The 22,596-nt window shown below is 48.9% G+C and carries 19 protein-coding genes and 1 pseudogene; 12 read left to right on the top strand and 8 right to left on the bottom strand.

All coding sequences use genetic code 11. The features are described from left to right. The first annotated feature begins 56 nt into the window (after positions 1-56). From iolC to FXV75_RS01280, 5 genes and pseudogenes are all read left to right on the top strand, one after another. Positions 57-1,994 (top strand): bifunctional 5-dehydro-2-deoxygluconokinase/5-dehydro-2-deoxyphosphogluconate aldolase, encoded by a 1,938-nt coding sequence (gene iolC, locus FXV75_RS01300; RefSeq protein WP_148830823.1) that lies wholly within the window; start codon positions 57-59, stop codon positions 1,992-1,994. An 11-nt stretch (positions 1,995-2,005) separates the two neighbouring features. Then, positions 2,006-3,875: pseudogene (iolD, locus tag FXV75_RS01295) on the top strand (3D-(3,5/4)-trihydroxycyclohexane-1,2-dione acylhydrolase (decyclizing)). Between the two features lie 40 nt (positions 3,876-3,915). Continuing rightward, positions 3,916-4,815: a myo-inosose-2 dehydratase gene (iolE, locus tag FXV75_RS01290; RefSeq protein ID WP_148830822.1), complete on the top strand. Its 900-nt coding sequence runs from the start codon at positions 3,916-3,918 to the stop codon at positions 4,813-4,815. Positions 4,816-4,917: 102 nt separating this feature from the next. Continuing rightward, positions 4,918-6,420 carry a CoA-acylating methylmalonate-semialdehyde dehydrogenase gene (locus FXV75_RS01285; RefSeq protein WP_148835146.1) on the top strand — a complete coding sequence of 501 codons (1,503 nt, stop codon included), beginning with the start codon at positions 4,918-4,920 and terminating at the stop codon, positions 6,418-6,420. 202 nt (positions 6,421-6,622) lie between these two features. Beyond that, a complete protein-coding gene (locus tag FXV75_RS01280) occupies positions 6,623-8,341 on the top strand; it encodes a GNAT family N-acyltransferase (protein WP_187424831.1) in 1,719 nt (572 codons plus the stop codon). 15 nt (positions 8,342-8,356) lie between these two features. Here FXV75_RS01280 and FXV75_RS16305 read toward each other — a convergent pair whose 3' ends face one another. Further along, positions 8,357-8,494, bottom strand: a complete 138-nt coding sequence (locus FXV75_RS16305) for a hypothetical protein (RefSeq protein WP_187424830.1) — start codon at positions 8,492-8,494, stop codon at positions 8,357-8,359. Between the two features lie 311 nt (positions 8,495-8,805). Between FXV75_RS16305 and FXV75_RS01275 the strand changes: the two genes are divergently transcribed. The 3 genes from FXV75_RS01275 (at position 8,806) to betA (ending at position 12,531) form a co-directional block, all read left to right on the top strand. Further along, a complete protein-coding gene (locus tag FXV75_RS01275) occupies positions 8,806-9,111 on the top strand; it encodes an isoamylase early set domain-containing protein (RefSeq protein ID WP_148830821.1) in 306 nt (101 codons plus the stop codon). A 259-nt stretch (positions 9,112-9,370) separates the two neighbouring features. Then, complete coding sequence (betB, locus tag FXV75_RS01270; protein ID WP_148830820.1) at positions 9,371-10,828, top strand: betaine-aldehyde dehydrogenase; 1,458 nt, start codon at positions 9,371-9,373, stop codon at positions 10,826-10,828. A gap of 35 nt (positions 10,829-10,863) precedes the next feature. Next, positions 10,864-12,531, top strand: a complete 1,668-nt coding sequence (gene betA, locus FXV75_RS01265) for a choline dehydrogenase (protein WP_148830819.1) — start codon at positions 10,864-10,866, stop codon at positions 12,529-12,531. Positions 12,532-12,630: 99 nt separating this feature from the next. Here betA and FXV75_RS01260 read toward each other — a convergent pair whose 3' ends face one another. After that, positions 12,631-13,308, bottom strand: a complete 678-nt coding sequence (locus tag FXV75_RS01260) for a zinc metallopeptidase (RefSeq protein WP_148830818.1) — start codon at positions 13,306-13,308, stop codon at positions 12,631-12,633. Between the two features lie 74 nt (positions 13,309-13,382). Between FXV75_RS01260 and FXV75_RS01255 the strand changes: the two genes are divergently transcribed. Then, positions 13,383-13,961, top strand: a complete 579-nt coding sequence (locus FXV75_RS01255; protein WP_148830817.1) for a DNA-J related domain-containing protein — start codon at positions 13,383-13,385, stop codon at positions 13,959-13,961. A 58-nt stretch (positions 13,962-14,019) separates the two neighbouring features. Next, entirely contained in the window at positions 14,020-15,162 is a 1,143-nt protein-coding gene (gene mltA / locus FXV75_RS01250; protein WP_262368431.1) for a murein transglycosylase A, read from the top strand. Positions 15,163-15,178: 16 nt separating this feature from the next. On the opposite strand, the gene FXV75_RS01245 is transcribed toward mltA, so the two are convergent. The 6 genes from FXV75_RS01245 to FXV75_RS01220 form a co-directional block, all read right to left on the bottom strand. Next, positions 15,179-16,078 carry an energy transducer TonB gene (locus tag FXV75_RS01245; RefSeq protein WP_148830816.1) on the bottom strand — a complete coding sequence of 300 codons (900 nt, stop codon included), beginning with the start codon at positions 16,076-16,078 and terminating at the stop codon, positions 15,179-15,181. Continuing rightward, on the bottom strand, positions 16,075-16,506 hold the full coding sequence (locus FXV75_RS01240) for an ExbD/TolR family protein (RefSeq protein WP_148830815.1): 432 nt from the start codon (positions 16,504-16,506) through the stop codon (positions 16,075-16,077). Before FXV75_RS01240 ends, FXV75_RS01245 begins: the two co-directional genes overlap by 4 nt. Further along, positions 16,503-16,925: an ExbD/TolR family protein gene (locus FXV75_RS01235; RefSeq protein WP_148830814.1), complete on the bottom strand. Its 423-nt coding sequence runs from the start codon at positions 16,923-16,925 to the stop codon at positions 16,503-16,505. Before FXV75_RS01235 ends, FXV75_RS01240 begins: the two co-directional genes overlap by 4 nt. Then, positions 16,915-17,631: a MotA/TolQ/ExbB proton channel family protein gene (locus FXV75_RS01230; RefSeq protein WP_148830813.1), complete on the bottom strand. Its 717-nt coding sequence runs from the start codon at positions 17,629-17,631 to the stop codon at positions 16,915-16,917. The genes FXV75_RS01235 and FXV75_RS01230 overlap by 11 nt, the downstream gene beginning before the upstream one ends. Before the next feature lie 120 nt (positions 17,632-17,751). Continuing rightward, positions 17,752-19,095, bottom strand: coding sequence for an MATE family efflux transporter (locus FXV75_RS01225; RefSeq protein WP_148830812.1), 1,344 nt, complete (start codon positions 19,093-19,095; stop codon positions 17,752-17,754). A gap of 104 nt (positions 19,096-19,199) precedes the next feature. After that, positions 19,200-20,444, bottom strand: a complete 1,245-nt coding sequence (locus FXV75_RS01220; protein ID WP_148830811.1) for a multidrug effflux MFS transporter — start codon at positions 20,442-20,444, stop codon at positions 19,200-19,202. 174 nt (positions 20,445-20,618) lie between these two features. On the opposite strand from FXV75_RS01220, the gene fabG reads away from it, so the two are divergent. Both fabG and FXV75_RS01210 read left to right on the top strand, forming a co-directional pair. Next, positions 20,619-21,359, top strand: a complete 741-nt coding sequence (gene fabG / locus FXV75_RS01215) for a 3-oxoacyl-ACP reductase FabG (RefSeq protein ID WP_148830810.1) — start codon at positions 20,619-20,621, stop codon at positions 21,357-21,359. A gap of 177 nt (positions 21,360-21,536) precedes the next feature. Continuing rightward, entirely contained in the window at positions 21,537-22,586 is a 1,050-nt protein-coding gene (locus FXV75_RS01210) for a peptidase M42 (protein ID WP_148830809.1), read from the top strand. Positions 22,587-22,596 lie beyond the last annotated feature (10 nt).

Below are 22,596 nucleotides of genomic sequence, written 5' to 3'. Positions count from 1 at the left end.
GACAAAGTACGGATTCACCTTGTTGTCATATCGGCTGATACGGGAGATGTAGAACCATGCACAAAGATAAAACGTTAGATCTCATTTGTCTTGGACGCGCAGCGGTCGATATGTATTCAGAACAAATAGGTAGTCGCTTAGAAGACGCTAGCAGTTTTGCTAAATACCTTGGCGGCTCTTCTGGCAACATGGCATTTGGCACTGCACGACTTGGTCTAAAAAGCGCCATGTTGACACGTGTTGGTAATGAGCACATGGGGCGTTTCGTCAAAGAAGAATTAGCCCGTGCTGGTGTCGATACCAGCCATGTCATCACAGACCCAGAACGTCTAACCGCTTTAGTCGTTCTCGGCATCAAAGACCAAGACACTTTTCCACTGATTTTCTACCGCAACGATTGCGCCGACATGGCGGTAAGTAAAGACGATTTTGACGCGGACTTTATAGGGTCTGCAAAAGCCCTTGTTATCACTGGCACGCACTTCTCCACAGAAAGTACGTACGCAACCAGTAAGCAAGCCATCGCATACGCCAAACAAGCAGGCACTAAATGTGCCTTGGACATTGATTACCGCCCTGTTCTTTGGGGTTTAACAAACCCTGGTGACGGTGAAACACGCTTTATTTCCAATGAAAAAGTATCGGCACACATGCAAAGTATTTTGGCCGACTTTGACCTAATTGTCGGCACCGAAGAAGAAGTGCATATTGCCGGTGGCAGCACAGACACGATTACCGCCCTGAAAAAAATCCGTGAACTCAGTAACGCCACTATCGTTCTGAAACTTGGTTCTCAGGGTTGTACGGTACTTGAAGGTGCGATTCCTGACTCTATGGATGCGTTTGAGCTGCACGTTGGCGTTCGCGTAGATGTACTCAACGTTCTTGGTGCTGGCGATGCTTTCATGAGTGGTTTCTTGCGCGGCTGGATTCGAGGCGAGTCAGCAGAACAATCTTGCACTTATGCCAATGCCTGTGGCGCGTTGGTTGTCTCTCGACACGGTTGTGCTCCAGCGATTCCAAGTGCCGAAGAATTAGATAATTACATTGCTCGTGCTGAACAAATTAAGCGTCCAGACTTAGATCGTGAACTGAATCATTTACATCGAGTCACCACAGAAAGATTGCCGTACGACTGGCAAGACCTATGTATTTTTGCTTTTGATCATCGTAAACAACTCTTTGATATGGCTCGTGAAGAAGGCGCAGACCCTTCACGCATTAAAAGACTAAAATGCTTGTTGGTTGATGCATTAGATGTCGGTGCTCGCGAATTAAACGGCAGCCAATACGGTGTATTGATCGACGACACCTATGGTCAAGATGCACTAAACGCTGTTACCGGACGCGGCCTTTGGATTGGCCGCCCTGTCGAGTTACCAAGCTCTCGTCCTATTGAACTAGAAGGTGGGCGCAGCATCGGTTCACGCCTAAAAAATTGGCCAAAAGAACACATCGTGAAATGCCTTGTTTTCTATCACTCTAAAGACGAAATAGAAATGCGAGCAGCACAAGAACGTCAGGTGATCGAGCTTTATAAAGCCTGTTGCGCCTCAGGGCATGAGCTTCTTCTAGAAATCATTCCACCACGCGACAAGGACTTTGATGACAGCCTATTCACAGACTCAATCAAACGCTTCTATCATCTAGATGTGCGCCCAGATTGGTGGAAGTTACCGCCTCAGTCCAAAGCCAACTGGCAGGCCATTACCGACATAGTAGAGCACCACGATAAGCACTGCCGCGGTGTCGTGATGCTCGGGTTGGATGCGCCGATGACTGAACTAAAAGAAGGTTTTGCCAATAGTGCAGGATTCGATATTTGTAAAGGTTTTGCCGTTGGTCGCTCCATTTTCAGCGAGCCAAGCCGCGCGTGGTTAGGAAATCGTTTTAATGACCAGCAGCTGATCGACGCCATCGTATCGAACTACTTGGAATTAGTATCCTACTGGAAAGAACGCCACAACCATCAGCCACAGCACAAGCAGGCTTAAAGGAAACCAAGATGACAACAATAAAACTCACTATGGCGCAAGCCGTCGTCCGATTCATGATGGCGCAGAAAATAGAAACAGATAATGGCGTTCAACCTATGTTTGCCGGTGTCTGGGGGATTTTTGGGCACGGTAACGTGGCCGGTCTTGGCGAAGCGCTTTACCACGTAAAAGACAAACTTCCGACGTATCGTGCACACAATGAACAAGGCATGGCACACGCTGCCATTGCCTACGCAAAAACCAAAAACCGCCAACAGATGATGGCCTGCACTGCGTCTGCAGGTCCAGGTGCGGTGAATATGGTAACCGCAGCGGCCGTCGCGCATGTTAACCGAATCCCTGTTTTGTTTCTTCCTGGTGATACCTTTGCGACTCGTATGCCCGACCCCGTATTACAGCAAGTAGAAAGCTTTCAGGATATGACCATCACCTCAAATGATTGTTTCCGCCCTGTCAGTCGATTCTTCGACCGTATTACGCGTCCAGAACAACTGCTCACAGCATTGCCTCAAGCCATGCGTGTTTTGACCGACCCCATCGAATGTGGACCTGCCACCTTAGCCTTACCGCAAGACGTGCAAACCATGGCATTTGATTATCCAGTGAGCTTTTTCGATGAAAAAATTCACCGCCTACGTCGTCAAACGCCGGACTTTTATGAGCTTAATGATGCACTTAAACTCATCAGGCAAGCGAAAAAACCTGTCGTCATTGCTGGCGGTGGTCGTCATTGCTGGCGGTGGTCTTCATTATTCTGGCGCATTAAAAGAATTTGACGCCTTTGTCAGTCAATTCCAATTACCTGTGGGCGAAACGCAAGCTGGCAAAGGCGCACTCCCTTGGGATCATCAACAAAATATGGGCACCATTGGGGTGACAGGCGCAGCATCAACAAACACCTTATGCGCTGAATCAGACCTTATTATTGCTGTTGGCACACGTCTTGGCGACTTCGCCTCTGGCTCTCGTTCTCTGATAAACCCTGACGCAAAAATCGTCAGTCTAAACGTGGCGTCCTTTGACGCAATCAAGCACAAGAGCCAAGCATTAGTCGGCGACGCAAAACTCACTCTGCCACTGCTAAACAAAGCCCTACAAGGCTGGAAAATAGAGCCTTCTTGGATCAAAAAAGCCGAAACAGAACGCGTCAAGTGGCAACAAGTTGTCGACAAAGTGACCACGGATCGAGGTACAGATTTACCCAGCGATGCGGAAGTTGTGGGCGCTGTAAACCGCGCTGCTGGCGAAAAAGACATGGTGGTTTGTGCTGCTGGCGGGTTACCAGGTGAGCTCCAAAAACTGTGGCGTACTCGTTATCACCGTGGTTATCACATGGAGTACGGCTATTCCTGCATGGGCTATGAATTAGCGGGCGGTTTGGGTGCCAAAATGGCCAGCCCAGAGTCCGAGGTCTTTGTCATGGTCGGTGACGGTTCTTACTTGATGCTGAACTCTGAAATTGCCACGTCGGTCATGCTCGGCCAAAAAATTATTATGGTCGTACTGGATAACCGAGGTTTTGGTTGCATCCATCGCTTGCAGCAATTCTGCGGTGGCCCTGGTTTTAACAATATGCTGGACGACTGCCTCACTACACCAGAAGGCGCACCAAAAACCGACTTTGCTGCTCACGCTAAAGCGCTCGGAGCAAACTCTGAAAAAGTAAGCAACATTACCGAATTGGAAGCCGCATTGGAGCGCGCAAAAGCGTCACCAATCAGCTACTTAATTACACTCGACACAGACCCTGCCATTGTCACTGAAGGTGGCGGTCATTGGTGGGATGTGGCGGTGCCAGAAGTATCTGAGCGCGAACAAGTTCGCCAAGCAAGAAAAAACTACGACGCTCATAAAGCACGTCAGTTTAAAAATTTATAACTATCCACTTTTTACTATTTACTGATCGGAGAATAATAATATGAGCGTCAGAATCGGCATTAACCCATTAACTTGGACCAACGACGACCTACCAACATTGGGAGCAGAAACACCACTTGAAACCTGCCTAAGTGAAGGTAAACAAGCAGGGTTTAGCGGCTTCGAATTAGGCCACAAATTCCCTCGCACGCCAGAAGTGCTTGGCCCTATCCTAAAAGAACATGGTTTGGATTTGGTGTCTGGATGGTTCAGCGGCGAGTTATTGACTCGCAGTGTAGAAGAAGAAATAGAAGCCATTAAACCGCATCTTCACTTGTTAAAATCCCTTGGCGCAAAAGCCATGGTGTATTGCGAAGTCACTGGCTGCATCCATGGACAAATCGAAACACCCTTGTCACACCGCCCTATTATCAGCGAAGAAAAGATCGCTGAAATGAGTAAGAAACTGACTCAAGTCGCAGACTACTGCTTATCTGAAGGCGTTCAAATTGCTTACCACCATCACATGGGAACCGTCATTGAAAGCCAACACGAAGTTGACTTACTAATGAAACACACAGGACCTTCTGTCGGACTATTGCTAGACACAGGTCATATGACGTTTGCAGGCGGAAATCCATTAGAAGTGCAAGCAAAACACGCGGACCGTATCATTCACGTTCACTGTAAAGATCTTCGCCCTGAGATTTTAAAAGATGCCAAGAACCGCGACATCAGCTTTTTAAATGCGATGTTAAACGGTGTGTTTACCGTGCCTGGTGACGGTTTTATCGATTACAGCAGTTTATTCAAACAACTGAAAGCCAGTAACTATTCAGGCTGGTTAGTGGTAGAAGCAGAACAAGATCCTGCCGTTGCGCACCCGTTAACCTACGCAACTCTTGGGGCCAACAACTTAAAGGCGCTCTGCGCTGAATCCGGGTTAGACATCGTCCAATAAGCGCTCTTTTTCTATGAGGCCAACGCGAGACACTAGATAAACAGTGTTCGCCTCAACAAACACATGCAAACGTTAGGTATTCTCATGAAAACATTAGGTACTCTGCACACATTAGGTAATTATATTAACGGTCAGCAAATTGCCAGCCAAAGCGGTCGCACAGGTCCAGTCTATAACCCAGCAACAGGCGCGCAATCCATGAACGTGGCTCTATCAAGCGCAGACGAAACTCGCACTGCGATTGAATCAGCACAAGAAGCGTTCAAAACATGGAGCAAGGTCACGCCACTTAACCGCGCTCGTGTCATGTTTAAATTCAAAGCCCTACTAGAACAACACGCCGACGAAATCGCAGAAATGATCACCAGCGAGCATGGCAAAGTATTTTCCGACGCAAAAGGGGAATTAACTCGCGGCATCGAAGTGGTTGAGTTTGCTTGCGGCATCCCACACCTTCAAAAAGGCGAACACAGCCTAAATGTCGGTCGCGGCGTAGACAGCATGTCTTTGATGCAACCTCTTGGTGTGTGCGCGGGTATTTCGCCGTTCAACTTCCCTGCTATGGTTCCTATGTGGATGTTCCCTGTTGCCATTGCCAGCGGCAATACATTTGTGATGAAACCATCAGAAAAAGATCCTTCTGTGCCGCTTCGCTTGGCTGAGTTGCTTACGGAGGCCGGCTTGCCAGATGGCGTATTTAACATCGTTAATGGTGATAAAGAAGCCGTGGACGTATTGCTAACGGACGAACGAGTTCAAGCGGTTAGTTTTGTTGGTTCAACACCTATTGCTGAATACATTTACGCAACAGCATCCGCTCATGGCAAACGCGTTCAAGCACTTGGTGGGGCAAAAAATCACATGATCGTCATGCCAGATGCGGATCCTAGCCAAGTGGTTGGTTCTCTAATGGGGGCAGCTTACGGTTCAGCGGGCGAGCGTTGCATGGCGATTTCTGTTGCGGTCTGTGTGGGCGATGACGTTGCTGATAACCTCATCGACAGCTTAAGTATCGAAATCGACGGAATGCGCGTCGGCCCAGGTGTTGGACTACCAGAAGAGGCTCACATGGGCCCTGTTATTTCCAAAGAACATTGCGCAAAAATCAAAGACTACATCAGCATTGGTGTGGAAGAAGGCGCAACCTTGGTGCGTGATGGGCGTGATTTTGTCTATCCAGGCAATGAAAATGGTTACTTCGTTGGACCCACCTTGTTCGACAATGTGAAACAAGGCATGCGTGTTTACAACGAAGAAATTTTTGGTCCTGTTTTATGCGTGGTTCGCGCCAACAGTTACCAAGAAGCATTGGATATGATCAATGCCCACGAATACGGTAATGGCACCTCAATCTTCACCCGTGATGGCGATACCGCTCGTCAATTCTGTGAAGACGTTCAAGTCGGCATGGTTGGCGTAAATGTGCCCATTCCGGTGCCAATGGCATTCCACAGCTTTGGCGGCTGGAAACGTTCTTTGTTCGGTCCATTGCACATGCACGGTCCAGACGGCGTACGTTTCTACACTCGCATGAAAACCATCACGGCACGCTGGCCAACAGGACTTCGCGCTGGCGCAGAGTTTTCAATGCCAACGATGAAGTAAACCGTACCCGAGCTCAGTCGTACACTGCGTTATAACTCTCTAGTAGACGACTTTTTAGCCCACCTTTTGGTGGGTTTTTTTTGCCTGATGCAAATGAATATCTCAGGTCATATATCCGCCATCACGACGTCACGCTGCTGTCATATTAACGCTCTACTCTGGTTAATAAGATATCCAAAAATTATTAAAGCGGAGCATCACTGTGATACAAGTCGAGCAAATGATTGCCAGTAAATCGCCTCAGTTTTTCGATAAAAGCCCATTTATCACTCGCCCAACGTTAAGCGTGTTAAAGCGCTTATTCCACGAAAGGGAAGTAAACCAATTCTTGGAAAAAAACCACGGCTGTGTCGGCTTCGAATTTATTGATCGAGTGCTTGATCACTTCAATTTCAGCTATCAAGTCAGCCAAATAGACCGTCGTAATATTCCCGCAAGCGGGCGTGTAATGATCATCGCCAACCACCCTCTTGGCGCCTTGGATGGCCTCGCTTTGCTGCGATTAATCGGTGAAATTCGCCCTGACGTTAAGATAGTAGCAAACGACTTGTTGATGGGCTTTGATGGATTAAAACAGCGGGTTCTTCCCGTTGATAATCTTGGTGGAAAAACCGGACGCCAACAACTCAAAGCCATCATGAGCTGCTTACACAATGAAGAAGCGGTGATCATTTTCCCAGCGGGGGAAGTGTCTCGTATGTCGCCTAGTGGCGTAAAAGACCAGCAGTGGAATCAGAACTATCTGAAGCTGGCACAAAAGACCAACAGTCCGTTATTGCCGGTTCACATTGGTGGCCGTAACTCTATGTTGTTTTACACAAGCTCCATTTTATACCGTCCGTTGTCGACGATTCAGCTTGCAAATGAAATGTTTCGCCAACGCAATCGCAAGATCCCCATGCAGGTTGGTCAAGCGATTCCGATTCAAGAATTAGCCAAACTGCCATTGAGCGACAAAGAAAAAAACAAATTAGTAAAACGTCATTTGTACCGGATCGCTAAGGGCAAAAAACCGCTTCTAAAAACCGAGAAAACGGTAGAACACCCACAAAACAGACAGATGATCAAACAAGAGCTGAAAGTCTCAGAGCACCTTGGCAGCACCAAAGACAACAAGCAAATTTACCTTGTTGATTACGATCCGATGTCGGTAACGATGAAGGAAATTGGACGTTTACGCGAAATCGCCTTTCGTAAAGTAGGTGAAGGCACAGGCGAGCGTTCGGACTTAGATAAGTTCGACCAACATTACCGCCATTTGATTTTATGGGATGAAGAAGAACTGGAAATTGTGGGCGCTTATCGCATCGGCGAAGTCGCTCGCTACATGAAAGAAGACAAACCAAACCGCATTTACAGCGCCGAACTGTTCAAATACTCCTGCGACATGGAACCGTATTTTGAACAAGGCATCGAGCTAGGCCGCAGCTTCATCCAACCAAAATACTGGGGCAAACGCAGCTTAGATTATTTGTGGTACGGCATTGGGGCTTACTTAGATAAGCACCCTGACATTCGTTACATGTTTGGCCCTGTCAGCCTAAGCAACAGCTACCCTCAAGTGGCCAAAGACTTCATTGTGTCTTTTTACACGCTTTACTTTGCCGACAAAGAACACCTAGCGCGCTCTTTCACGCCGTATCAGGTAAACGCCGAACACAATGACATTATTGCAAACATGTTCAGCGGTGACGATTACGAAGAAGATTTTAGAGTGCTAAAAGAACAACTCAGCCATTTTGGAGCGAGTGTGCCTACGTTGTTCAAGCAATACAGTGAATTGTGTGAGCCGGGCGGGGTTCGCTTCTTGGACTTTGGTGTCGATGCCGACTTTGGCTACTGTGTGGACGGATTAGTCCTAGTAGACCTAAATACCGTCAAAGAAGCGAAAAACAAACGCTACCGTGGTCACAACCAATAACACGACGCCTGACAACTATGAGTCGTGATGGTGATTTGAATGATGCGCATGGTGATGGTCTTGTTGTTCTGGTCGTTTGAAAAACGCCAAATAGATGATCTTAATAACAAGCATCACACTTAACACAATGAGAACGCCCATTTGAATGTCCATACAAACACCTCATTATTTTTGTTGTCATTTGAGTGTAGGACATTTAGAGCAAGCGAATTGTGAATTTACGTCTTTAAATTGTACCCTTTGGTAAGCCCAAAAATGGCGCACCCGTACACGGTTTTAAGGCAAATTTGGCTCATAAATTCGACAGCACACGCTCTCACATTGTTTTTTTGATTGAAAATTAAGCGGTTAGAAAGTTTGGCGTAAGCCTTGCTTATGCTCTACCAAGAAGCTATTTCATCGTCCCTCAGGCTTTTGCAGTAGCCTAACTATTATTTGTCTATCGCTAGACCATGGAGCTGGAAATGATTGAAAAAACCTATTTGAAAACCAAGCCAGAATGCAAAGTAAAGTTCGCGATTCCTGTAGAAGCAGTAGGTGACGCGAAAAACGTTGCCTTGGTGGGCGACTTCAATAATTGGGATTGCACTGCAAACCTGATGAAGAAACAGAAGTCCGGTGTTTATGCTTCAACGCTCAATCTGGATATCGATACGGCTTATCAGTTCAGATACGTCATTGACGGCACAGAATGGCTAAACGACGACATGGCAGACGACTATGTTCCCAGCCCCGTCAGCCAAGACTCAAACAGCGTATTACACCTGTAATCATCCGGCTTTCGCTCTTTGTTCAAAACCACAGCAAAGAGCGCCCCTCTTCTTATAAACCAAAACAAATACCGGTCACAAAACGCTCAAAAACGTCCCCTTAACGACGCTTTCACGCTATGCCCTTTTTACTCGACTGCCATTTGAGTGCGAAAATGTGTACAATGTTTTTTATTAAACGTGCGTTTAACAAAAAACACTCCTTGGTGCTCCGAACACTACTTGCCAAGCAGCATCGAATAGACGGAAGAGGTATTTTATGACACATCAGCAGCAATACATTCACGGCCGCTACCATGCATCCACCAGCGGTGAACATTTTGAAACAATCAACCCAGCGACAGGCGAAGTGATTGCAACAATAGAGCACGCAGGCCAAGCAGAACTCGATGCTGCTATTGAATCCGCAAAGCAAGGTCAAAAAGTATGGGCGGCAATGAGCGCCGTTGAACGCGGACGCATTCTTAAAAAAGCCGCCGACTTGTTACGCGAAAATAACGAAGAGCTAGCTCGTCTCGAAGTACTAGACACTGGCAAACCACTGCAAGAAGCCATTTGCGTAGACATTCAAACGGGCGCTGACGTAATCGAATATTACGCAGGTCTAACCGACAAGATCCAAGGCGACTACCAAGACCTTGGCAATGGCAACTTCTTCTACACTCGTCGTGAGCCGCTTGGCATTTGCGCAGGCATCGGCGCGTGGAACTATCCAATCCAAATCGCCATGTGGAAATCTGGCCCAGCGCTGGCTGCGGGTAACGCTATGATCTTCAAACCGTCTGAAGAAACACCGCTTACCGCCCTTAAACTGGCCGAAATCTTTACCCAAGCAGGCTTGCCAGATGGCGTATTCAACGTCATCCAAGGCGATGCCAGAACAGGCCAAATGATCACCGCACATCCTGAGATCGACAAAGTCTCGTTCACTGGCGAAGTGGGCACAGGCAAAAAAGTCATGGCCGCTTCGGCGCAATCTTTGAAACAGGTAACCATGGAACTGGGTGGTAAATCGCCAATGATCATTTTCCCAGACATGCCAGTGGATCAAGCCGTTTCGGCCGCCATGCTCGCCAATTTTTACACCCAAGGTGAAGTGTGCACCAACGGCACTCGTGTTTTTGTTCATGCCGACATGCTCGACGCTTTCACCAAAGAACTGAAAACGCGCACTGAAGCCATGATCATTGGTGACCCAATGGACATGAACACACAAGTTGGCGCATTGATTTCTAAAGACCACATGCAAAAAGTCTTGGGTTACATTCAAGCGGCCAAAGACGCAGGCGCAACCTTATTGTGCGGCGGTTACCAAGTGACTGAAAACGGCTTAGACAAAGGCGCGTTTGTTGCTCCGACGGTTTTCACCGATTGCACCGACGACATGCCACAAGTGCGCGACGAAATCTTCGGCCCTGTGATGTCAGTGCTTAGCTTCACCGACGAAGACGAAGTCATTGCTCGCGCTAACGATACTAAACTGGGCCTAGCGGCTGGCGTTTTCACCAAAGACTTCGCCCGCGCACACCGCGTGATTGGCCAAATGCAAGCCGGTATTTGCTGGATCAACGCATGGGGTTCTTCTCCGGCTGAAATGCCAGTGGGCGGTTACAAAGAGTCTGGTATTGGCCGTGAAAACGGCATCGAAACCTTGTACCACTACACGCAAACGAAGAGTGTCTTTGTCGACCTAAACGACATTCAAAGCCCTTACTGAGCGGGACGCTTAACTCTTAATAGATGAGAACAGTCATGGCAAACGAAACGTACGATTACATCATCGTCGGTGCTGGCTCTGCAGGGTGTGTGCTGGCAGACCGACTCACCGAAAGCGGCGAACATTCGGTTTTGTTATTAGAAATGGGCGGCTCGGATAAAAGCATTTTTATTCAAATGCCGACCGCCTTGTCTTACCCAATGAACACGACTAAATACGCGTGGCAATTTCATACGGACAAAGAACCCGGTCTTGATGGCCGTGAAATGCATTGTCCACGCGGTAAAGTATTAGGCGGCTCCTCGTCGATCAACGGCATGGTCTATGTGCGTGGTCACGCGTGTGATTTCGACCAATGGGAAGAAAACGGCGCAAAAGGTTGGAATTACCAAACCTGCCTGCCCTACTTCAAAAAAGCCGAAACCTGGAAAGGCGGCGCGGATCTCTACCGTGGTGGCGATGGCCCATTGTCGACCAACAACGGCAACGACATGACCTACAACCCGCTTTACCAAGCCTTTATCGATGCCGGCGAAGAAGCAGGTTACGGCAAAACCGACGACTACAACGGTCATCGCCAAGAAGGCTTTGGCGCCATGCACATGACGGTAAAAAATGGCGTACGCGCTTCTACGTCAAACGCTTACTTACGTCGTGCTATGACACGACCTAACCTGACGCTCAAAACGGGTGTATTGAGCCACAAGGTCATCTTGCAGGGCAAAAAAACGGTTGGAATCGAATTCAGTAAAAATGGCAACACTCAGCAAGTAACCGCCAATAAAGAAGTCATTTTATCAGCCGGCTCTGTCGGCTCGCCACAATTGTTGCAACTGTCTGGCATTGGCCCAAAAGACGTACTCAAAAAAGCAGGCGTGCCCTTGTTGCACGAATTACCGGGCGTGGGCGAAAACTTACAAGATCATTTAGAAGTCTACTTCCAGTACAAGTGCAAGCAACCCGTTACCCTAAACGGTAAACTTGGCTTGATCAGCAAGGGGCTCATAGGCACCCGCTGGATGCTGTTTAAAACCGGGCTTGGCGCCACCAACCATTTTGAATCCTGTGGCTTTATTCGCTCTCGGGCGGGCTTAAAATGGCCTAATATTCAATACCATTTCTTGCCTGCTGCCATGCGTTACGATGGCCAAGCCGCGTTTGACGGACACGGTTTCCAAGTACATGTCGGGCCAAATAAGCCAGAAAGCCGTGGTAAGTTATGGATCGAATCCGCTGATCCAGCAGCGAAACCGCGTATCTTGTTCAACTACATTTCGACCGAGCAAGACAAGCAAGATTGGCGCGACACGATTCGCCTCACCCGCGAAGTGCTGCAACAATCTGCCCTAGACGATTATCGCGGCGAAGAAATCCAACCGGGCTTGCACATCCAAAGCGATACAGACATCGACCAATGGGTAAAAAACAACGTCGAAAGCGCCTACCACCCATCTTGTACCTGTAAAATGGGCGACGACAACGACCCAATGGCCGTGTTGAATGAGCAATGCCAAGTGCGCGGGATCGAACGCCTTCGCGTAGTGGACTCATCGATCTTCCCCACCATCACCAACGGCAACTTAAACGCCCCCACCATTATGGTCGCCGAAAAAGCCGCCGACATGATTCTGGGCAAAGCCGCGTTACCCAACCTAAACGCCCCCGTCTGGATACATCCAGAATATGACACCAAACAGCGTTAACAAAAAGAAAATAAGCCCATAAAAAAACGCCTGCTAACTCCTAGCAGACGTTTTTATATCCCTCTCGTTCCCACGCTCCGCGTGGTAACGCATAAGGTGCTAGCGCTTAAACCATCGCCATACGAAGAGGACTTTAATGAGTGCAGCGGCCACGTAGGTCATGGCGCAGGCGGTGAGGATTTTTTTCACTTTGGGCAGGTCTTCTTGTGGAATGTAGTTCCCTTCAGACAAAATCGGCAAGGCTTTATTAAAGCTGGCGTCCCATTCTTCCGGTAAAATGGCCAGTTGTACGATCACCGCTAATAACCCCGACAAGCCCACCACGGCCGCGTGGAGTGGTACCGCATACGGCATGTGGAGTAACGCGGAAATCAGTGGCCAGCCCAGTAATAACGCGCCTGTTATGCGGCGGGCAAAGTGGGCAAAAGGCAAATAACGCGTACTCAAATGAGAGATTTTTTGTTTCTTTTCATGGGCGATCGCATGGCCAATTTCGTGGGCCGCCACCGCAACGGCCGTGAGCGAACGGCCATCCAACACACTCGGACTCAACCGTACCACGTGCTGACCGTAGTCGAAGTGATCTTGCCCTTCTTGCGCAGCTTCTATTTTCACCCCAGTCAATTCAAAACGCTTCACCAAGTGCGACGCCAGCTCACCGCCCGTTCCCGGCAAGTCGTCACGGTCTGTCGCATAACGTTTTAAGGTAAATTTTACCCACGCGCTGGGCCCAATAATCAGCACCAAGGCGGCAATAATGATAATAATCCACAGCATAATTTTGTCTCTCTTTGACCCCTTTCGCCTTAATCCCCTACACTGTAGGCCACTTTTATACGAACGAGCCAGATATGAACAACCCCTTGGTCGATCCGATACTCACTTTATTAAAAAAACAGCCCAATGGCACGAGCGAATTTGATATTTTAAAAGCCCTAAAAGAACAGCTTCCTGCGTTCAATACCCTTGCTGAAGACGCTAATCTGGCGTTGTTTCGTCAGCATTTTCTGATCATGAATGCCCTGTATCAATTACAGCAAAGTCTATGGCAAGACGAAAAACTGCTGCTCAATATCAGCGCGTTGCGCATTTATTTGACCCGCGCCAGTGACGTTCAGCGCTCTGACAGCACATCACTAGACAACAGCGTCGACGCAAAGTTAGCGGCCTATTACCTAGATTGGGGCGAATACGAAAAAACCGACGCCAATGACGTATCTGACCTACTGAACCGTTTTTTCACTGGCATTCATGTTTCTGGAGACCGTGAAGCCGCGCTGAACACCTTGCAAATCGATGTTGCGAATCCGAGCAAAGCCGACATTAAACAGCAATATCGCAAACTGGCACAGCAACACCACCCCGACCGCGGCGGTGACCAAGACGTCTTTATTGATTTGCGTAAGGCGTATGAATACCTAAATTTTTGAACCACACTCTCAGGCCGTGGTCTTATATAATCGTTTACCTCTTTTTACCATAGAGCGCATGATGCCAATATTTTCACCTCACAGCACAGGAATACGTCGACTTTTTCGTCTTGCCAGTCTGACCTCTTTGGTTTTATTGGCCGGTTGCAGCGTCACCGAAATCGACAAATCGAACGACTTTGCCAACAACGGCCGCGACACCACCGCAATCAAACGCGACACACTGTATTTACAAGAAAGCTTACCGCCTGGTTTGCCCTTGCCGGAGGCCTCTTTCCAAGCGGGATTGCAGCAGCAAATCGTCTACCTGAATCGCCTTAAAGACCAAGACTATGTGCTGGAAAATACCCAAACCAGCGTAACCGATTTAAAACGCGTTGCGTCTAAAATCGAGCAATGGCTTGCCAACCCCGCCCAACAACCCAAGCTTGTGGCGCATCAATTGGCCGGACAAGACCAACGGGGCAACGTACAAATCACCGGTTATTACGTACCGATTTTACCCGTACGCCACCAGCCCGACGATGAGTACCGTTATCCTTTGTATCGTAAACCCACGCAGCGAGACGCCGAGGGTAACTTTCCTTCTCGCGAAGCCATTGACTTTGAAGGTGCACTCACCGGGCAAGGGCTAGAAATCGCCTATACCGCCAGCTTGGTGGATAACTTCTTCTTGCATGTGCAGGGTTCTGGCGTGGTCGAATATGAAAACGGCGAGCGCAAACTCTTGTCGTGGGGTGGCGTGAACGGTCATGCCTATCGCAGTTTGGGCAAAGAGCTCATCGAACGAGGCGAGATTGACCGAGCGGACATCTCAGCTCAAAGCATTCGTCAATGGCTCAAAGATCATCCAGAGCGCAACCGTGAAATACTATCGACCAATCCCAGCTATTTGTTTTTCAGTGAGGGTCCAGAAAAACCCATAGGCGCGGCCAACGTGGCGCTAACGCCTTTATACTCGGCCGCCGTCGATCCTAGCGTCATTCCACTTGGCTCTATTTTATTGGCACAAGTACCGACCCTAGACGCAACAGGCCATTTAGTAGGACACGAATTTCGATTACTGCTAGCCCAAGACAAAGGCGGTGCCATTAAAGGCCCCGGCCACATCGATTGGTACCAAGGCATTGGAGAGGAAGCGCATTTTCATGCGGGCCAGCTCAAGCACTTTGGCAAAGTCTGGCTGTTGCTGCCCAAATAAACAACTCGCGGCGTGGCTAACGCACGTCGCTCAATGTAAAGGAGACGGGCAAATTAATACGTAGCTCGCTTTCCACCATGCCTTGAGTAAAACGGGGAAGGGGCACGGAGCGCTTAATCATGTCCAAAACGGCATCGTCTAAGCGAGGATAACCCGAGCTTTTCAGAACACTCACTTCAGACACAGAACCGTTCGCATGAGCGATAAACGACAGCGACACCACGCCCTCTTCGTTACGGCGACGGGACGCCCTTGGATAGCGTTTATTTTGTCCCAAAACGGCACTAAGTTGAGAAAAGTAATCGGCTTTAGCCCCTGGATTTCCACCCGTGCTGGCTGAGTTTGCACTGCCCGTAGTGGCTTTTTGATTGGCTGCTGACGGCGCAGCGGCCGTTTTTAGTATCGGTTTCGCGGCTTGCTCTGGCACATCCTCCGGCGCTTTTTTAGGAATGGGTTTTGGCGTTTTTTTAGGGACGGGCATTGGCTCTATTTTTGGTGTTGGCTTAGGCTTAGCAACCTCGATTGGCGAAGCCTGTTTAAACTCGACCGGCTCTGGCTCAACGACAGGCTCTGGCTCGACGACAAGCTCTGGCTCAACGACCGGTTCTGGCTCAACGACCGGTTCTGGCTCAACGACCGGTTCTGGCTCGACGACCGGTTCTGGCTCAACGATGTCCTCCACTACGTCCTCGACCGGGTCTTCTATCACTTCATCGGCTTCTTGCACATCTTCCTGCGCCATGGTGGTTTGCGTCGCAGCGCCCAAGTCGCCCATCATGCCTAAATCAAACTCAATACCCTGTGAACCCGGCGCTTGGCTGCCTTGTGATGGCGAATTAAAGACCGCATAAAACGCCAGCGCATGCACAGAAATCGCCAAGCCGCTAGCCAATACCCAATGTCGTGTGGCGATCATTTTGCTTCTCGCTCTAGTTGTGTCGCTAGGCTGACTTTCGTCAACCCCGCTAAACGCACTTGATTGAAGATGGGGCGCAGGGAATCGAGGGAAATGCCACCATCGGCTTTAATTTGTACCCAAAAGTCGTCTGGATCAACCGCGTCAGAAAACGCGTGTTCCAAATACCCTTGCACATCCTCAACGGCGAATAAGACATCGTCTACATACAAGCGGTTGTCGGTGCTCACCACAATTTCAATATTAGGGTCAGTGGACGCGCGCGTGTCATTAATAGAGTGAGGTGGAATGACAGGGATCGGATCGGCTTTACGAATTTGACCGGCGACCATAAAAAACACCAACATCAAAAACACCACATTAATCAGTGGCACCATGTTGTCATCATCGTTGGCTTTTCTCGCCGCGTACTTTGCGCCTATTTTCATTTTGCCTCCGGCATAGCAAAAGCATTAGCAATGGACACCATCTCAGCACCGTTGAGTGTCAAACGATCCGCTAAACTCATTAACGACTGTAACGTCACGCCATCTTCTGCTTGGATAATAAACACAGCCTCTGCGTTATCAGCCACTAAAGCCTGAAATGCCGACGCATCAGACAGACTCAGCGTCTCATTGTGTCGCCACACTTGGCCATCGTTTTGTTTCAACGTGAGAATCACATTATCGCGCTCTTCTGACGCGGCAGGGGTCTCTGTCGTCACCGACAAAGGCGTATCAACAATACGCCAAGGCACAAAACTGGACGTCAACATGAAGAACAACAACAGGATAAACACCACATCAATCAATGGCGTTAGACTGATCGCATTTTTACGTTTGGGTTGGGAAAGATTAAGCGGCATGCAAGGCGTTGTCCTTGTCATTGCCTTTTGCTTGGACGTGATTCTGAGTCGATCTTTGCGTCTGTTCGGCTGGCAAACGGGCTTTGGCGGTGAATACCTGAGTCACCGCGTCGTTCATGTTGTGGGCGATGCGCTCCACTTTGCGCTCCAACCCGCTTTGCAAAGTCACGACCGGAATCGCCACCGCCAAACCGACGGCCGTGGTTAATAAAGCTTGCCAGATACCGCCCGACAACACAGAAGGATCCACCTGATTGCCCGCGCCTTCCATTTGTTGAAATGCCGTGATCATCCCCAATACCGTACCCAACAACCCCAACAAAGGGCTCAAAGTGGCGATAATTTCCAAAGGACGAAGATAAGCACGCAACTGGCTTAACTGATTCATCGCGCGGCGCTCTACCTCCTCACGAATCACTTCAGCATTGCTCTCAGCCGTCAAAATCGCACGCATGGTGTACCCAACAAGGGCATCTATTGGGCGTTTTTCATCGAGCTTTTCAAGCGCGTCTTCACCGTTATCATGACGCCATTGCACCAGCGCCAAATCCGCCGTTGTCAGACTTTCCGCGCGCAACGACGAAAACTGCCACAGCTTCAACAATACAATGGTCAACGCCACCACAGAAAACACCATCAGTATCCATACGACCGGCCCACCGACCTCTAAAAAATCGATTATCTTCTGCTGTATTAATGCGTCCAAACTGTCTCTCCATTGATATAAAGTGATTTTTATTAATGATAGTCATTATCAACTTTATTTTCAACTTTGATTTTAAGAGATACGTGATTTAAAAAGGTCAACTTAACGCGCTCAGAACGCTTAAACACCCACCATCAGCTCAACCTTTACTAACGTTCGAAGGTACATGCGCCACGCACACCAGCCCGCCAGTAAATTACCGATCAAAACGCCAACGAATAGCCCATTTAATCCGGCGATTTCTGAGCCAATCCACAAACAAGGCAAAAAGAACAGGAACAAGCGCAGTGCGGAGATGGTAAGCGCGGCATAAGATTTGCCCAAGGCATTACACACCGATACCATCAGCATGCAGATGCCTAAAGAACCTAGACTCACAGGCACGATCATCAGGTGCCAATGGAGAATATTGGTTACGGCGGCGTCACTGGTCATGAGTCGAGACAATGGCGCAGAGGCCACAAAGGTCGCCACGGCCACCAGCAGCTGAAACACCAATACAAAGCGACAGGCCAATGACACCACATAACGAATGTCACCGATTTTACCCGCGCCCAGCAAGCGTCCTACCATTGGCGGCATCGACATGGTTAACGCCAACACGGCGACAATCGAGAAAAATTCAAAGCGCGATCCCAAGGCCCATGATGCGACGGCAGCGGTACCAAACCCAGCAATGAGTTTGGTCGCCAGTACCGATGACACAGACGGCAGCAACTGGCTGATCATCGCGGGGCCCATGATGTGCCCAATAGACGCGAGGCTTTTGGCGACGTTTATGTCATGCCAATCAAACGTCACCCAGTGTTTGCGCGCCACTTGTGGTGCCACGATCAACGCCCCCATTCCAAATGACACCGTCGTGGCCATGGCGGCGCCATTCAGACCAAGATCAAAAATAAAAATGAAAATCGGGTCCAAGATCACGTTCAGCACACTGGTGACGATCATCATGATGCCAGGCAACATAGTATTGCCGTTGGATCGACAAAGGCTGTAATAAAAATACAGCAAAGCCCCGACCCAAGCGCTCAATAAAAAGTGAGGCCAGTAAGCGTCGATCACCGGAAACACCGAATCAGGCGCACTCAGTAACGTTAAAATAGGCTGGCGTAAGAGCCAAATCAGCACACAGAAAAACGCCATACCGACGCTGCCGAGGGCCAACACCAAACCGCCCAGTTGCTTGGCATACTCGGCTTTAGCGGCGCCCAATGCGCGAGAAATGATCGCCGTCGTCGCGATACCTAAGCCTACTTGCAGACCAATCACCAGCATCTGGATCGGCAAGGTAAAACCCTGCGCCGCCAACGGCAACACACCCAATTGACCAATAAACGCACTGTCGACCAACTGAAAGCTCATCAAAGACAAGATCCCAAACAACATGGGCCACGTCATGGAAAAAAGTTGCTTACCCAGGGAAACAGACGTCCCACCAGACGACGCGGTAGAAGAAGACATAAACGCTCTCTTAAAGAATTTTTTAGACCGATATTTTACGCTATTTAAACGCCGTATTAAGACAAGGGGACGTGTTTCACATCAATTAAGTGGAGTCGCTTCGGTTAAAACGATTGGCTGTGCTCTCTAAAACGATGTCCATACAGCAACATGATCAACGCCAACAATGAAAACCCAACAAAACCACTTGCCAACGGCGTTACGCTGGCATAATAAAACTGACCAACCAAGGTCGACAACACGATCGCCAGCAGGCTAGAAAGAGAAGAAATCAGCGACGACGCCAAGCCCGCGACCTTACCCAGCGGCTCCATCGCCATGGCATTGACGTTACCGAAAATCATCCCAAAACACGAAAACATGATCACACCCAGCCCCATAAACAACATGAACGGCGGCACACCATCAAACTGGAGCGTTAAGATAAGCAGTGCAAACGACGACGACAACAAAACCCCCAGTGCAAGGGTCACACAGCGCAACATGCCCACACGTTGGACGATTTTTCCATTAAAAAAGTTGATAAACGAAGAGCCTATCGCCATGCAAGCAAAGTACAAAGGGAAACGATCACCAGTATGGTAAACATCTTGAAACAACGACTGCGCCGTACTGATGTACACCATTAAGGCACCAAAAATGCTGCCTAATAACACCGTGAACGCCATCACGTCTCGATAACTAAAAATCTTTTTTATGTCTGCGGCTAAACGCTTACGGCTGAACGCCAGACGATGTTCTTTCTGCAATGTTTCTGGTTGTCGGACCAACAGCCATGTTCCTGCCACAAACGCTTGCACGATCAAAAGGGCAAAAATCCAACGCCAATCCGCCACCTGCATCACCAGCTGACCGATCGACGGCGCCAACATGGGTACCAACAAAAACACCATCATCACGAACGACATAATACGTGCCATCGCCGCACCCTTGTACAAATCTCGGATCAAAGCACGAGACGCAATTTTCGGCCCCGCCACGCCAAACCCTTGGATCATTCGTCCGATCAAAAACACCTCTAACGATGAGGCCGACACGGCAATCACTGAACCAATAATGTACACCCCAATGCCCAGTAAAATGCTTTTTTTACGCCCAATTGCATCAGACAAGGGGCCAAACAACAGCTCACCAAACACCATGCCCAAAACCATCGCCGAGATGAACCACTGAGTCTGCTGGTAGTCGACAATCGCCAGCGAATCAGCAATCTGCGCAAACGCTGGCAACATAGCGTCCATGCTGAGTGCCGTTAGCGACATCATCAGCGCAAACAACGCAATAAGCTCTTTTTCTGGCAAACGCGTCATCGGCGTTGGCGAGTGTGGCGGAGCATCAAAACGGGACATAATACCCTTGAAAAAAGCAAAGAAATGAGGCGACAGTGTACTCGTCTCGTTTGATTTAGCACACTGAAAATACCCAGGTGCGCTGTTTCCTTTCTTATCTATGCTCTATGATGATTCTCATGAAACCCGTATGACCTTGAGCTCGTTGTTCAACACATTGGAGATACAATAAAAATGATGTTAAAAGATAAAGTAGCGATTATCACTGGCGCCGCAAGCGGCATTGGCTATGCAGCAGCGGAAAAATTTGGTGCCGAAGGCGCCATTGTGGCCGTATGCGACATTCAGGCCGACAAAGTCCAAACCGCTGTCGCGCAATTGCTGGCAAAGGGCGTCGTTGCCCACGGCTATGTCGTCGACGTTGCTAACCGCCAAAAGGTGGATGATATGGTGGCCGATTTACACACTCGGTACGCGCGTATCGACATACTGGTCAACAACGCTGGGATCACCCAAGACGCGAGTTTATTAAAAATGACAGAAGCGCAATTTGACAGCGTTTTGTCCGTCAATGTAAAAGGCGTATTCAACTGCACCCAAGCCGTGGTGGGCATTATGGTAGCGAATAAAGCCGGTGCCATCGTTAATACATCAAGCATTTCTGGCCTAATGGGCAACATCGGACAAACCAACTACGCCGCCTCAAAAGCCGCTATTTTGGGACTGACAAAAACATGGGCAAGAGAGTTGGGCGCCAAGGGAATAAGGGTCAATACCGTGGTGCCCGGCGCCGTTCAAACGGACATACTGCACACCGTACCGGAGCACCTACTGGCGAAAATTGAAGCATCCTGCTGGCAGAAACGCATTGGCACCGTAGAAGAAATCGCCAACGTGTACGCCTTTTTAGCCTCTGATAACGCCAGCTACATCAACGGCGCCACACTGGAAGTCAGCGGCGGCGTGTCACTGTGAGGTTCTTTTTGTTCTGCTGATTTAAAAAAATACTCTTTAAAAATGACAGGTTCTCGTTATGACACAGTACTTGCTTGAGTCGTGTATTTCTGAAAAAACAGTATGTATAGTGCGTTTTTCAGTTTATAAACCTCTTGTTGTCTTTTTTTAATTTTCTTGATGTTGGAACGTGCCTACATGCCTAGTGATGACTTTATCGATTTGCTCAAATTACTGATTCGTGCCCCCAGTGTGGTGGGTGCAGAACATTCTTTTTTTCGCGTGCTACAGCGTGAATTAGAGGAACGTGGGGCGAAAGTCACTTGGTACGAAGGCTTACTGGTCGCTCAAGGCAGCGATCCTTTCAGTACCATGTTTTCCGCGCACATCGATCGCCATGGCTTAGTGTGTACCGGTCCAAACGAATTCCAATATGCGGCCTTTGTGTCGGCCAATCGCACGGATTTGTTGAACAACTCGGTATCAGAAGAATTAATGAGCAAGGTCACGGGGCGCTTTAACCACGAAGAGGTTTACGCCTATGAACCCTGGTCCGGCATTTATCGCGGCAAAGGCACGATTAAAAACTCCTATGTGTGTGAATTTCGTAATAACTTAATTTTTGAAACAGAGGGATTAGAAGGGGTAGTAGCAGGTACGCCGATCGCGTTTAAGGATCAATTACAACGCGTTGACGACCGACTCGAAGGCCAGCTCGATAACGTGATTTCAGCCGCGGCTTTGGTGCATTTGTTTGACCATGGGTTTAAAGGCACGGCCTTTTTTACCGCTCAAGAAGAAGCCGGTAAAAGCTGGCGCTATTTGTTGGAATGGTTTCGTCGCTTTGGTGGCTCTACCAACCGTTTATTTGTGGTTGATACCAGCCCTTTTCCGAACATTGAAGCGGCAAATGAGCAACTTCTGGTACTTAGGGAAAAAGACGCCAACGCCACATTTAATAAAGACAGCACAAAACGGCTCGAAGCACTGTGCGAGAAAAACAACATCAGTTACTTGTACAAAAACCGCTATGTAGAAAATGAAAACGTCAAACGCGCCGAGCAAGGCCTACCACCTAGTTCGCTTGGGAGCACAGAATTAGGTCGAATTATCGCGGCGTCGAACGGCTTAGTCGATGGCACCACGATCCAAATCCCGACGATTGGCTACCACACCATGCACGAATCGGCCGCGGTGGAATCCGTCGATGCGTTTCTCAAACTGTTAAAAGTCGTTTCTGCCATGTGAGCATGGCGTA

The organism is Marinomonas sp. IMCC 4694, from assembly GCF_008122525.1.
GTDB lineage: Bacteria > Pseudomonadota > Gammaproteobacteria > Pseudomonadales > Marinomonadaceae > Marinomonas.
The sequence above is the reverse complement of the archived record's forward strand: the minus strand, read 5'-3'. Positions and strand labels throughout refer to the sequence as shown.